This window comes from Vibrio rhodolitus, from assembly GCF_003350325.1.
GTDB classification, from domain to species: Bacteria; Pseudomonadota; Gammaproteobacteria; order Enterobacterales; family Vibrionaceae; genus Vibrio; species Vibrio rhodolitus.
Genome location: NZ_QLYZ01000008.1, coordinates 1 through 13,670, shown reverse-complemented (window position 1 = coordinate 13,670; position 13,670 = coordinate 1). Strand labels below are relative to the sequence as shown.

Here is a 13,670-nt window from a genome sequence, read left to right as displayed (position 1 = left end):
TGAATAAAAAAAGGTTGGCAATCGCCAACCTTTTTACTGTCTGTCGATGTTGTTTTTACGCTAATGCATCAAGCTCAGCGAGTACTTCATCAGCCCACTCAATCCAAGTTTGACGAAGTAGTAGGTTACGGCGCAGGGTTAGGCGCTCTAAACGCTGCTGCTTATCAAGGCTAGCAATGTTTGAGTAGTAAGCGGTTTCGATCTCTTTGTAGTGCTCAACCAGCTTACGTGATTCTTCCACAAGACCAGCAAGCTGATCTTTAAATGCCGCTGATGGTTGCACTGAACATGCCATCAGTTTCGCTGAGAATTCATCACGAACGGTAGGGTGTGCAGTTGGTTGATCAAACCATTCGCCGAGAGCAATGCGCCCAGCATCTGTAATCGAGTAAACTTTACGGTCCGGCTTACCTTCTTGCGGCTCCAGCACACAGGTTACAAGTTGGTTTTGTGCCATCTTGTTTAGTTCACGGTAAACCTGCTGGTGGCTTGCTTTCCAGAAGTAGCCGATGGTAGCGGAAAATTCTTTGGTGATGTCGTATCCAGTTGCATCGCGAGTGCTAAGAACTGTAAGAATTACGTGTGGTAATGACATGTCTTCAATCCAAATGGTCAATAAACTCAAATCAACTGCCAACATCTATATGTGCTTCTAAAGGCACGTGTGTTATGTCGATGAGGGCAGTACCAACAAAGTTGGTCATGTCACCTTAAAAAAGCCGTTATTCACCTAGTTCGATCGATGCGATCGAGACTGCGAACTGTATATTTTATGTGTTTCGCAGGGGAGCGATATTATATCTAAATAATAAGCATAAAGTGGAATAGATGCGGAGAACTGGATAAAAAACTGATAAAACGCTCAATAAAGTTTAGTTGCAGAATGTTGTGCTGATATATGGGTTTTATATGTCTTAAAGCTGATATTTTATATCATGCCCATCCAAATGCTTGCGATTTATATCACTGCAAGAAAATGACCCAAATCAATAAAAAAGGCCGCTCAAGGAGCGGCCCGATTCTTTTCGTCTGCTGTTAGCCGGTATTACGCATACCCGCTGCAATACCTGCAATCGTGACCATTAATGCCTCTTCAAGTTCAGGTAATGGATCGTCTACCTGACGAGTGCGGTATAACAATTCAGCTTGCAGCATGTTGAGTGGCTCAACGTAGATGTTGCGCAGGCGGATAGACTCTTGACCCCAAGGATCGCTCTGCATCAGGTTCTCGTTGTTTTCAACTTTTAGCACCGTTTTGATGTCTTTCTGTAGCTGTTCACGTAGGCGATCACCCAGTGGCAGCAATTCAGGATCAGCCAGACGCTCATCGTAGTAACGAGAGATGCCAATGCTACATTTCGAATACACCATCTCAAGCATACCAAGGCGAGTTGAGAAGAATGGCCATTCACGACACATCTCTTCTAGTAGCTCTTGGTGACCTTGGTCAATCGAGTACTGGATCGCTTCACCCGCACCTAACCACGCAGGTAGAACTAGGCGGTTTTGACTCCATGAGAAGATCCAAGGGATCGCACGTAGGCTTTCCACACCACCGTTCGGGTTACGTTTCGATGGGCGTGAGCCTAATGGCAGCTTACCCAACTCCAGTTCAGGTGTTGCTTGGCGGAAGTAAGGTACAAAATCCGGTTCACCACGAACTACGCCACGGTAAGCTTCGCAGCTAACTTCAGACAGCACGTTCATCAGATCGCGCCATTCTTGTTTTGGCTCTGGTGGTGGTAATAGGTTCGCTTCCAGAATTGCACTGGCGTACATGTTGAAGCTGTTTACTGCCACTTCAGGTAGCCCAAGTTTAAAGCGGATCATTTCGCCTTGCTCAGTTACGCGCAAGCCGCCTTTCAAGCTCTTTGGTGGCTGAGAGAGTAGTGCAGCGTGCGCTGGCGCGCCGCCGCGACCAATTGTGCCGCCACGACCGTGGAATAGTGTCAGCTCAATGCCTTCTTCGTCGGCAACTTTAACCAGTGCATCCATCGCATGATATTGCGCCCAACCTGCCGCCATCACGCCGGCATCTTTAGCAGAATCAGAGTAACCAATCATCACCATTTGCTGGTTTTGGATAAAGCCACGGTAGAGATCGATGCTCATTAATTGCTTGATCACTGACTCGGCGTTGTTGAGATCGTCGAGGGTTTCAAACAGTGGGCACACGTCCATGCGGTAAGGGCAGCCTGCTTCTTGCAGCAGTAGGTGCACTGCCAGTACATCAGAAGCAGTGCGCGCCATCGAAATAACGTAGGCACCAAAGGCATCACGTGGTTGCGCAGCGATAATGCGACAAGTATCGAGCACTTCTTTAACAGGTTCTGAAGGTTGCCAATCACGTGGAAGAAGCGGGCGTTTAGAGCTGAGTTCTTGAGTTAGGAAAGCAACTTTGTCTTGCTCACTCCATTGGTCATAGTCACCAATGCCGAGGTAGCGAGTAAGCTCTGAAATTACATCTGAGTGGCGCGTGCTTTCTTGGCGAATATCCAAACGCACTAGGTGTACGCCAAACGCTTTTACGCGGCGCAATGTATCAAGCAGTGAGCCATCGGCGATGACGCCCATGCCGCATTCGTGTAGCGACTTGTAACAGGCAAGGAGTGGTTGCCATAGCTGCTCGGCATTTTGCAGTGGTGCTTTAATTGCCAGCTTTTGACCATGGATCTTAGCGTCCAAGATCTCTTTGGTGTCGTTTAGCAGCGCACGCAGCGACTTAAGGATCGCGCGGTAAGGTTCGTGTTCATCTTCACCAGCAAGTGCGCGCACTTCATCGTTGCAGCGCGTCATCGACAGTTCGCTAACTAGCTCGTTGATGTCACCGAGATAGAGGTCCGCAGCTTTCCAGCGAGACAGGAGCAGTACTTCGCGTGTGATGGTGTGTGTCACAAATGGGTTACCATCGCGGTCACCGCCCATCCAAGATGAGAAGTGTACTGGTGCCGCATCAATTGGCAGCTCTTCACCTAGGTAAGCTTCAAGTTTTTCATCAAGCTCACGGAGAAAGTCTGGTACTGCTTCCCAAAGTGAGTTTTCAACGACAGCAAAGCCCCATTTCGCTTCATCAAGTGGCGTTGGGCGTTGCTGGCGAATGGTATCAGAATGCCAGCTTTGGGCGATAAGTTGCTCTAGGCGGCGCTCAGTTTTTTGGCGCTCTTTGACCGAGAGATCGCTCAGTTCAAGCTTGGACAAACACTCGTTAATTTTCACCAGTTTATTGATCATGGTGCGACGAGTGATTTCAGTAGGGTGAGCAGTCAGTACCAGTTCGATATTCAGATCGCGAACCGCTTGTGCAGTATCAAGTTTGCTAATGCCATTTTGGCTGAGTTTAGAAAACAGAGTGTTGATAGCGTCAGGTTCGCAGACATGTGCATCGCAATGACGTGAAATCGTATGGTATTGCTCTGCCATATTGGTCAGATTTAGAAACTGGTTAAAGGCGTGAGCAACAGGAGTGAGTTGTTCGTTAGGTAAGCTTTTGATCTCTTCGATGAGATTTTCGCGATCGGCTGGGTTGCCAGAGCGTGCTGATTTAGAAAGCTTACGTATGGTTTCTACTTTCTCAAGAATCACGTCTCCATGTGCATCCTTGATAGTATTGCCGAGCAAGTGACCCAACATGCTCACATTACTACGTAGAGCAGAGTATTTCTCGTTCATTATCATCCTGCCTTGTAAAAAAATTACATCCATTGTTCCTTGTCGATAGACAATCTAGCTAAAAATATCGCCAACAGTCAAATAGTGCCAGCTTATTTTGCACAAATAGTGTCATTTCGTTCACTTCGAACAATTGCGCTTATTTTGCCTAAATTACTGAAAATTTATTACAGAAAAGCGCTATTTTGAGCGATCAATCACTATAAACTGTATTGAGCTCCGCCCCCATTAGGCTTTAGTCGTGCATCTCTATTAACGGCTATCAAAAAGCAGCAGAGTCGCTCTCTGCTGCTTCAAGCGCTTTAATCAAAGCAATAGGTGTAGATCGATTTCGACAGTATATTGATGGTTGGGTCGATAAACTCAAACGCCAAAAACTCATCCGGTTGGTGGGCTTGTTCAATCGATCCCGGACCCAATACCAAGGTTGGGCATAGCTGGCTTAAAAACGGTGCTTCGGTGCAGTAGTTGACCGTTTCCGATGGCGTCTGACAGATATTTTCCATGCCACCAACAAATGGATGGTCGTGGTTACACTCAAAGCCCGGCACGGGATCATGCAGTGGGGTGATTGCAATTCTTCCCGGCCATTTGGCTTGCACTTCTTGCAAAGCACCCAGCAGCATATTGCTCAGACCATCTAAGCTGATCCCAGGAAGAGGGCGCACATCGTAATGCAACTCACAACAACCACAGATACGGTTAGCACTGTCACCACCATGAATATGCCCAAGGTTCAGTGTTGGATTGGGAATCGCAAAGCCCGGATGGTGATACTCTTTGATCAGCTTGTCGCGCAGTTGCATCAGCGCAAAAAGCACTTCATGCATGATCTCAATAGCGTTCACGCCAAGCGCAGGATCGGAAGAGTGACCTGATTTACCGGTCACGCGCACCGCATTGGCGACGTGCCCTTTGTGAGCACGGATCGGTACTAAGCTCGTTGGCTCACCAATAATGCAGTAATCCGGTTTGATTGGCGTGTTATCAGTAAAGTGGCGTGCGCCCAGCATCGAGGTTTCTTCGTCGCAAGTGGCGAGAATATAGAGCGGTTTGGTCTGTTTGCTCCAATCAATCTTCTTTACGGCTTCATAGATAAAAGCAAAGAAGCCTTTCATATCCGCAGTGCCTAAACCATAGAAGCGGTTATTGGCTTCGGTAATCGCATGCGGCTCGAAGTTCCAACGCCCCTCATCAAACGGCACGGTATCACTGTGACCGGCGAGTAGTAGCCCGCCTTCACCATGACCTTTCTTGGCTAATAAATTGTATTTACCGGGTGCGGCTTGAATGACATCCACATCAAAGCCGACATCTTTCAGCCAAGTGGCAAGTTTCTCGATAACTTGCTGGTTACCCTCGTCCCAACTTGGATCAGAAGAGCTGATAGAGGAAGTAGAAATTAGGCCGCGGTAGACCTCAATAAAGCTCGGTAGTTGCATATTATCTTCGTTTCCCTGTTGACAGACGCTAACTAAGAAGGTAAAACACATATTAAATCATTTTTAATGAATAAAAAATCATTAAAAAACACTTTAAATAGTTTTTTAGTCACATTGAGTGACGCTAAATAACGATACGGATGTCTTAAAATGCTTAAAACGACCATCATTGGTGCCACTGGCTATACCGGAGCAGAACTTGCACTGATGGTGCACAAACACCCAGAGCTTACGCTATCAGGTTTATACGTTTCAGCCAACAGCGCAGATGCAGGTACGCCAATCTCTGCTTTGCACGGTAAGTTAGCGGGTTTGGTCGATGACCAAGTTCAACCGCTGGTAGATGTTGAAGGGGTAGCGAAAAATGCAGACGTAGTCTTTCTCGCTACTGCACATGAAGTGAGCCATGATTTAGCGCCAACGCTGTTAGCGCATGGTTGCCAAGTGTTTGACTTGTCGGGAGCCTTCCGAGTTAAAAAGGGCGGCTTCTACCCAGAGTTTTATGGTTTTGATCATCAACACGAACAATGGCTAGATAACGCCGCTTACGGTCTTGCTGAGTGGGCGAGCGAAGAAATCAAACAAAGCCAACTGGTGGCGGTACCGGGTTGTTACCCAACCGCTTCACAATTGGCAATCAAACCTTTGCTGCAAGCGGGCTTAATCGATACTAAGCAGTGGCCAGTGATTAACGCAACTAGCGGTGCATCGGGTGCCGGTCGTAAGGCAACGCTTACCAATAGTTTGTGTGAAGTGAGCTTGCAACCTTACGGTGTATTCGCTCATCGCCATCAGCCAGAAATCGCCACCCATTTAGGTTGTGATGTGATTTTTACCCCGCACTTAGCGGACTTCAAACGTGGCATTCTTGCCACTATCACCATGAAACTTTCTGCGGGTGCAAACCCAGAGCAAGTCGCGCAAGTATTTGCTGCGGCTTATCAAGACAAACCTTTGGTGCGTCTAGTTGATGGCATGCCAAAGCTACAAAACGTTCAGTTTACCCCGTTCTGCGATATCGGTTGGAAAGTACAAGGCGAGCACATCATTGTATGTGCGGTGATCGACAACTTATTAAAAGGCGCATCGAGTCAAGCGATGCAATGCTTGAACATCCACTACGGATACCCTGAAATCACGGCACTTATTTAATTCGTTATACCCGTCCCACTTGCAGTTGCTGCGGTGTTGACTGGCGCTCACAAACCTCATCACATAGTACATCTATGCTCAGAGGTTTTGTTCTCTTGTCGCCTACCAGCATCTCCAAGTTGTTTGGGTAGATATCAAGGTCAGTCATACCAAGGAGCAGTTATGACAGAGAGCAAACAAAATCCATTAGTGATCAAACTCGGCGGAGCAGCCCTGTCATGTACCGACACGCTCAGCCAAGTGTTTGGTGCCATTGCGAACTACCAAGTTCAGGCACTGCGACCAATTGTGATTGTGCATGGTGGTGGTTACCTAGTGGATGACCTGATGAAACAGCTACAGTTGCCGACGGTGAAAAAACAGGGTCTACGTGTTACCCCTTACGACCAAATTGGTTTAATTGCCGGTGCGCTAGCGGGCACTGCCAATAAGCAACTGCAAGGTCAAGCAATCAAAGATGGTTTGAATGCAGTCGGTTTTAGCCTAGCGGATGGCGGCTTGTGTCAGGTTGAAGAGCTTGATCCAGAACTTGGTGCAGTCGGTAAAGCGGCGCCGGGTAACCCAGCGGTGCTGCAAGCGGTATTAGCGACGGGCGCACTGCCAATTATCAGCTCAATTGGTTTAACCGACGATGGTCAAATTATGAATGTTAATGCTGACCAAGCTGCCGTTGCTGTCGCTGGCGCTCTTGATGCAGAGCTTGTTTTGCTCTCAGATGTGAGCGGTGTATTGGACGGCAAAGGTAATTTGATCAAGAGTTTAGATGAGCAAAAAGCCAACCAACTGATTGATGGTCAAGTGATCACTGATGGCATGATTGTTAAGGTTAAAGCGGCGCTGGAAGCGGCAAATGACCTTGGTCGCCCTATCGAAGTGGCTACTTGGCGCTACCCAGAAAAATTAGCCCAGCTTTTCGCGGGTGAGAGTATCGGCACACAATTTCTGCCGCAGTAAATTTTCTAGCACAGATAAAATCTGTTTAGAGAGTCATAACAAGGATTAGTACCTAAGCCGTCATACGCTTAGGCTCGGAGAATGAAAATGAGCAAAGTAAACGTAAACAAAGTAGTAGTAGCTTACTCTGGTGGTCTCGATACCTCAGTAATTATCCCGTGGTTAAAAGAGAACTACGATTGTGAAGTCGTGGCGTTTGTGGCGGATGTTGGTCAAGGCTACTACGAGCTTGAAGGCATTGAAGAAAAAGCTATCGCTTCTGGTGCATCAGAGTGTTATGTGGTTGACCTAAAAGAAGAGATGGTCGCTGAGTACATCAACCCTACGCTGAAAACCGGTGCATGTTACGAAGGTAAATACCTACTGGGTACTTCAATGGCGCGTCCAATCATTGCTAAAGCGCAAGTAGAAGTGGCACGTAAAGTTGGCGCTGACGCATTGTGTCACGGCTGTACGGGTAAAGGTAACGACCAAGTACGTTTCGAAGGTGCGTTTGCCGCTCTTGCTCCGGATCTAAAAGTGATTGCGCCATGGCGTGAATGGGACTTGGTGAGCCGTGAAGAGTGTTTGGATTACCTAGAAGCACGTAATATTCCTTGTTCAGCTTCAATCACCAAAATCTACTCACGTGATGCGAACGCATGGCACCTATCAACAGAAGGTGGTGTTCTAGAAGATACTTGGAATGCGCCAAACGAAGATTGCTGGGCTTGGACGGTTGATCCTGAGCAAGCGCCAAATGAAGCGGAATACGTCACGCTGAAAGTGGCGAAAGGCGAAGTGGTTGAAGTTGATGGTGAAGCGATGAACCCATACAACGCACTGGTTTACCTAAACGATAAAGGTGCTAAGCACGGTGTAGGTCGTATCGATATCGTTGAAAACCGTCTTGTCGGTATGAAGTCTCGTGGCTGTTACGAAACTCCAGGAGGCACCATCATCATGGAAGCGCTACGTGCAGTTGAGCAATTGGTATTGGACAAGACGTCGTTCGAATTCCGTGAAGAATTAGGTGTGAAAGCTGCTCAACTTGTATACGATGGTCGTTGGTTTACGCCACTATGTAAGTCAGTGCTTGCGGCAGCAGATGAGCTTGCACAAGATGTGAATGGTGAAGTCGTGATCAAGCTTTACAAAGGTCAAGCAACGGTTACGCAGAAGCGTTCAGACAACAGCTTGTACAGCGAAGAGTTCGCCACCTTTGGTGCTGATGAAGTGTATGACCAAAGCCATGCTGGTGGCTTTATCCGCCTGTACTCGCTATCAAGCAGAATCAGAGCGCTAAACGCAGCAAAGAAAAAGTAATAAATAAACTGGCAGGTTAAAGCTTGCCAGAACCAATAAGCTCAGCGGAGTCTGGGCGATGTGACCGACTTAAAAGGGTTCAGCTTTGGCTGGATCCTTTGATTATCAGGAGAGATGCAATGGCACTATGGGGCGGTAGATTTACCCAAGCAGCAGATACACGTTTTAAAGACTTTAATGATTCGCTTCGTTTTGATTATCGCTTAGCAGTGCAAGATATTGTCGGCTCGGTTGCGTGGTCAAAAGCGTTAGTCACTGTCGGCGTGTTGAGCGAGCAAGAGCAGCAGCAACTTGAGCAGGCTTTGAATGAGCTGAAAGTCAGCGTAGAAGAGAATCCAAAGCAGATCTTAGCTTCGGATGCCGAAGATATTCACTCTTGGGTTGAACAGCAACTGATCGCCAAAGTGGGTGATTTGGGTAAAAAACTGCACACGGGGCGTTCGCGTAACGACCAAGTGGCGACCGACCTAAAACTATGGTGCCGTGAGCAAGGCGAAGTGCTATTAAAAGCGCTTGAAGATCTGCAATTGCAAATGGTCAATGTTGCGAAGGCGCATCAAACCACCGTTCTACCAGGTTATACTCACCTGCAACGTGCGCAGCCTGTGACATTTGCTCACTGGTGTCTTGCTTACGTTGAAATGTTTGAGCGTGACCATTCCCGTTTAAAAGATGCAGTCGCGCGTCTGAATACTTGTCCGCTTGGCTCTGGCGCACTAGCAGGTACTGCCTATGCGATGGATCGAGAGCTGATTGCACAAAACCTTGGTTTTGCCCGTGCAACTCGTAACTCGCTAGATTCGGTTTCGGATCGCGACCATGTGATGGAGCTGATGTCGGTTGCGTCGATTTCAATGCTGCACCTATCTCGTCTAGCTGAAGACATGATTTTCTATAACTCAGGTGAAGCCAACTTTATTGAATTAGCCGATACCGTTACATCCGGTTCATCGTTGATGCCGCAAAAGAAAAACCCGGATGCCCTAGAGCTTATCCGTGGTAAAACTGGGCGTGTCTATGGCTCCTTAGCCGGCATGATGATGACAGTCAAAGCACTGCCATTGGCATACAACAAAGATATGCAGGAAGACAAAGAAGGGTTATTTGATGCACTCGATACTTGGTTCGATTGTATTGAAATGGCGGCGCTCTGTTTTGATGGTATCAAAGTTAACGGTGAACGTACGCTAGAAGCGGCGCAGCAAGGCTACGCCAACGCGACCGAGTTAGCTGATTATCTAGTGGCGAAAGGGATTCCTTTCCGTGAAGCGCACCATATCGTCGGCGTTGCCGTGGTCGGCGCAATTGAAAAGGGCAGTGCGCTAGAAGAATTGTCACTAGCAGAGCTCAAAGCCTTCTCGTCAGTGATTGAAGAAGACGTGTACGCAATTCTTACGATTGAATCTTGCTTGGCTAAACGTAATGCCCTAGGCGGCGTTGCGCCAGAGCAAGTGGCGTTTGCTGTTGAGCAAGCCGAAGCGCGTTTAAAGTAGCGATTCATCATTCTTCCCAATGGTCGCTGCAGTGGCTTTGCTCTTTGGTCGCCTACCTGCAGCACCAATTGGTTTGAATAGGTACAGCAACCTTTTATCTAAAACGTTGATTTTTAGTGGATAGATAAAAAGATCAAAAAAGATCGATAAAAAATTGAACCATCTTGAAAAGGCTCGGTCTATAACTGTACCACTGCTTTTTCTTAGATGAATCTAAGAGAGCCCTGAAATCTTATATTGATTTCAGGGCTTTTTTCTTTCCTCTGCCTAATTAAAATCACACCGTTGTTGAACTGCTCTCACAAACCTCATCACATAGTATTTCTATGCTCAGAGGCTTTGTTCGTTTGCCCGCCTAGGTGTGACTCCAATTAGTTTGAGGAATTCCCCTTCCTATTTGGCGCTACAGCGTCGTTAATCCCACTCGAAAATCTCATCATGCCTAGCTGTAACACAAACTAGTTTGGGGAAGTATTTAGTATCGGTGCAAAGATCTAGAAGCGTTTTTATCAATTAAAGATTCGCTGCATATGAGGTAAAAATTCAGGAAGAATTTTAAGGTTTTCGGTGTCGGGAACACCTAAAACCGACCAGACCGCACCCTCGAAACTAAAGCGCCTTCCCCTTCCTATTTGGCGCTACAGCGTCGTTAACCTGCATTCGAAAATCTCATCACATAGTTCACTATGCTCAGAGACTTTTCTCATTTGGTTGCCTAGCTGCAACACCAACTAGTTTGGGGATGACTTCGCTGTATTGGTACGTATAGCTTTAGTAAGGAGCAAAGCCTATCAAAAGTCCCGTGAACATCACGTCACTGACATCGATACTCCCTATCAAGTGAAATAACTATTAATAGGAAATGACTATCAATAGGATAGTTACAAGCGATTTTCCTTAAACTCACTGTGATGCGAATATACTTTCCGAAAGCAACAACAGCTCAGCTTAAAACATTCAAAGGAAAGTAAATTATGATTAACACTCAAATCAAACCATTCTCAGCTACAGCATACAAAAACGGCGAATTCGTTGAAGTAACAGAGCAAGATGTTCTAGGTAAATGGGCGGTGTTCTTCTTCTACCCAGCAGACTTTACGTTTGTATGTCCAACTGAACTTGGTGACCTTGCTGACCACTACGAAGAGCTACAAAAACGTGGCGTAGAAGTTTACTCAGTATCAACTGACACACACTTTACTCATAAAGCATGGCACGACAGCTCAGACACAATCGGCAAGATTCAGTACTACATGCTTGGCGACCAAACAGGCAACATCACTAACAACTTCGGTGTGATGCGTGAAGGTCAAGGTCTTGCAGACCGTGCAACGTTCCTAATCGACCCACAAGGTACTATCCAAGCAATGGAAATCACTGCTGAAGGTATCGGTCGTGACGCAGAAGACTTACTACGCAAAGTAAAAGCAGCTCAATACGTAGCAGCACACCCAGGCGAAGTTTGTCCTGCTAAATGGAAAGAAGGCGAAGAGACGCTAGCACCATCTCTAGACCTAGTTGGCAAAATCTAAGCCGCACAAATTTAGGACCTAGTCAGTTTAATTCTCCTTTTACTGACTAGAACCAAACAGAGAGCACTTCAGGTTAGATACCTTGACGACCATCTGCCTGATTTGCTCTCTACCCCAAGATTTTATCTACAGTAACCACTTTTAAGATTTAATGAAGGCAGTAACACTATGTTAGACCAAGCGATCCAACAACAACTCAAACAATATCTGGCTAATGTAAAACAAGAAGTTCGTTTAGTGGTTAGTCTAGATGAAAGCAAAGCATCGAATGATATCTTGTCACTAGCAAATCAAATCGCAGAAATGAGCGATCTCATCACCGTTGAACGTGACGACAACGCAAGCGCACGTAAACCAGTGATGGCAGTGACCAACCCAGCGAAAGGCACCGCACTACGTTTTGCAGGCTTGCCAATGGGACATGAATTTACCTCTCTAGTATTGGCACTGCTTCACTCTGGCGGTCACCCAATCAAACTAGAACCGGAAGTGATTGAGCAAATCGCAGCTCTAGACAAAGAATTAGACGTAGAAATCTTTATTTCACTGTCATGTCAAAACTGTCCAGACGTGGTTCAAGCGTTCAACATGATGGCAGCGATCAACCCGAAAGTGAAAGCAACCATGATCGATGGTGGTTTGTTCCAAGATGAAGTGAAACAACGCGACATCATGGCAGTACCAAGTGTATTCGTAAACGGCGAGCTATTCGGTCAAGGTCGTATGTCTCTGACTGAAATCCTAAACAAAGTGGATGACGGCGCAAGCGAGAAAGCCGCGAAAGCACTGAGCGAAAAAGACCCATACGATGTACTGGTTGTCGGCGGTGGTCCTGGTGGTAGCGCAGCTGCTCTATACGCAGCTCGTAAAGGTATTCGCACTGGTGTGGTTGCTAAGCGTTTTGGTGGTCAGGTTATGGACACCATGGCAATCGAGAACTTCATTTCGGTAAAACGTACTGAAGGTCCAAAACTGGCAACAGACCTAGCAGAACACCTAAAAGAATACGACGTAGACGTAGTAACTGAGCAACAAGCTGAGAAGCTAATGGGCGCAGCACACACAGAAGATGGTTTGATTCACATCCAACTTGAAAGTGGTGCAACGCTGAAGAGTAAGAGTGTCATCCTAAGCCCTGGTGCACGCTGGCGTGAAATGAACGTCCCTGGTGAGCAAGAGTACCGCAACAAAGGTGTCGCGTACTGCCCACACTGTGATGGTCCACTGTTCAAAGGCAAGAAAACTGCGGTTATCGGTGGCGGTAACTCAGGTATTGAAGCCGCTATTGACCTAGCAGGTATTGTTGAACACGTAACGGTTCTTGAATTCGCCGATGTACTTCGCGCTGACCAAGTGCTTATCGACAAAGCGAACTCACTACCAAACATCGACATCATCACCATGGCACAAACCACAGAAGTTGTGGGTGACGGTACTCGTGTAACAAGCTTGAAGTACAAAGACCGCAATACAGATGAAATCAAACAGATTGAACTGTCAGGTATCTTTGTTCAAATCGGTCTAGTACCAAACACAGAATGGCTAAAAGATTCAGAAGTAGCACTCTCTGAGCGTGGTGAGATTGAAGTTGGTAGCCGCGGTGAAACCAGCCTCGAAGGTGTATTCGCAGCCGGTGATGCAACGACAGTACCTTATAAACAGATCATCATTGCGATGGGTGAAGGTGCAAAAGCAAGTTTAGGTGCATTTGATTACCTAATCCGTAAACAAGGTTAAGCGCTAATTTCTTGAGCGTCATCTGCTTGATAAGAAGTGACGCGACAAGAAAGGACGTAACAGTTAATTACACAGCAAGAAAGAAGCAAAACTAGAAGCCCAAGACTTTGCCAGCAGCATCCCACTGCTGGCTTTTTTTGTTTGTATGTCCCGTCCTGAAATGTGTTTACACATTGAGGACGAATTATGACCACTTCAAATAAACTCTACATTAAGCGCACTCAGCGTGATTACACACTAGGCTTTAAATTGCAGGTCGTTGATGCCGTAGAAAAAGGAGAAATGACCTACAAGCAAGCACAAGCCATTTATGGTATCCAAGGTCGCTCAACTGTTTTAACTTGGCTGAGAAAGCACGGAAAAATGGATTGGACGCAAAACCCAAG

The 13,670-nt window shown here is 46.7% G+C and carries 9 protein-coding genes and 1 pseudogene; 7 read left to right on the top strand and 3 right to left on the bottom strand.

Annotated features, from left to right (window positions below):
* Positions 1 to 55: 55 nt before the first annotated feature.
* From DPF93_RS09510 to argE, 3 genes are all read right to left on the bottom strand, one after another.
* Entirely contained in the window at positions 56 to 595 is a 540-nt protein-coding gene (locus DPF93_RS09510; protein WP_483050730.1) for a PadR family transcriptional regulator, read from the bottom strand.
* Positions 596 to 1,035: 440 nt separating this feature from the next.
* Positions 1,036 to 3,669, bottom strand: a complete 2,634-nt coding sequence (ppc, locus tag DPF93_RS09505) for a phosphoenolpyruvate carboxylase (protein WP_114765960.1) — start codon at positions 3,667 to 3,669, stop codon at positions 1,036 to 1,038.
* A gap of 302 nt (positions 3,670 to 3,971) precedes the next feature.
* Positions 3,972 to 5,111: an acetylornithine deacetylase gene (gene argE / locus DPF93_RS09500; RefSeq protein ID WP_114765959.1), complete on the bottom strand. Its 1,140-nt coding sequence runs from the start codon at positions 5,109 to 5,111 to the stop codon at positions 3,972 to 3,974.
* Between the two features lie 150 nt (positions 5,112 to 5,261).
* Here argE and argC point away from each other — a divergent pair, with 150 nt between their 5' ends.
* The 7 genes and pseudogenes from argC to DPF93_RS09465 form a co-directional block, all read left to right on the top strand.
* On the top strand, positions 5,262 to 6,263 hold the full coding sequence (argC, locus tag DPF93_RS09495; protein WP_114765958.1) for an N-acetyl-gamma-glutamyl-phosphate reductase: 1,002 nt from the start codon (positions 5,262 to 5,264) through the stop codon (positions 6,261 to 6,263).
* A 162-nt stretch (positions 6,264 to 6,425) separates the two neighbouring features.
* Entirely contained in the window at positions 6,426 to 7,217 is a 792-nt protein-coding gene (argB, locus tag DPF93_RS09490) for an acetylglutamate kinase (RefSeq protein WP_114765957.1), read from the top strand.
* An 87-nt stretch (positions 7,218 to 7,304) separates the two neighbouring features.
* A complete protein-coding gene (locus DPF93_RS09485) occupies positions 7,305 to 8,522 on the top strand; it encodes an argininosuccinate synthase (protein WP_075652223.1) in 1,218 nt (405 codons plus the stop codon).
* Between the two features lie 119 nt (positions 8,523 to 8,641).
* Positions 8,642 to 10,009 (top strand): annotated as a pseudogene (gene argH, locus DPF93_RS09480) (argininosuccinate lyase); the annotation flags it as partial.
* Positions 10,010 to 10,989: 980 nt separating this feature from the next.
* Positions 10,990 to 11,547 (top strand): alkyl hydroperoxide reductase subunit C, encoded by a 558-nt coding sequence (gene ahpC, locus DPF93_RS09475; RefSeq protein WP_075652225.1) that lies wholly within the window; start codon positions 10,990 to 10,992, stop codon positions 11,545 to 11,547.
* Between the two features lie 168 nt (positions 11,548 to 11,715).
* Positions 11,716 to 13,284, top strand: a complete 1,569-nt coding sequence (gene ahpF, locus DPF93_RS09470) for an alkyl hydroperoxide reductase subunit F (protein ID WP_075652226.1) — start codon at positions 11,716 to 11,718, stop codon at positions 13,282 to 13,284.
* 186 nt (positions 13,285 to 13,470) lie between these two features.
* Positions 13,471 to 13,670 (top strand): helix-turn-helix domain-containing protein (locus tag DPF93_RS09465; RefSeq protein ID WP_164675337.1); only part of this gene is annotated, 200 nt, incomplete at its 3' end.

Bases quoted from the DNA above. Each gene is read 5' to 3' on its own strand.
- argE (WP_114765959.1), bottom strand. From the start codon at position 5,111: ATGCAACTACCGAGCTTTATTGAGGTCTACCGCGGCCTAATTTCTACT.
- DPF93_RS09485 (WP_075652223.1), top strand. From the start codon at position 7,305: ATGAGCAAAGTAAACGTAAACAAAGTAGTAGTAGCTTACTCTGGTGGT.
- argC (WP_114765958.1), top strand. From the start codon at position 5,262: ATGCTTAAAACGACCATCATTGGTGCCACTGGCTATACCGGAGCAGAA.
- ahpF (WP_075652226.1), top strand. From the start codon at position 11,716: ATGTTAGACCAAGCGATCCAACAACAACTCAAACAATATCTGGCTAAT.
- ahpC (WP_075652225.1), top strand. From the start codon at position 10,990: ATGATTAACACTCAAATCAAACCATTCTCAGCTACAGCATACAAAAAC.
- ppc (WP_114765960.1), bottom strand. From the start codon at position 3,669: ATGAACGAGAAATACTCTGCTCTACGTAGTAATGTGAGCATGTTGGGT.
- DPF93_RS09510 (WP_483050730.1), bottom strand. From the start codon at position 595: ATGTCATTACCACACGTAATTCTTACAGTTCTTAGCACTCGCGATGCA.
- argB (WP_114765957.1), top strand. From the start codon at position 6,426: ATGACAGAGAGCAAACAAAATCCATTAGTGATCAAACTCGGCGGAGCA.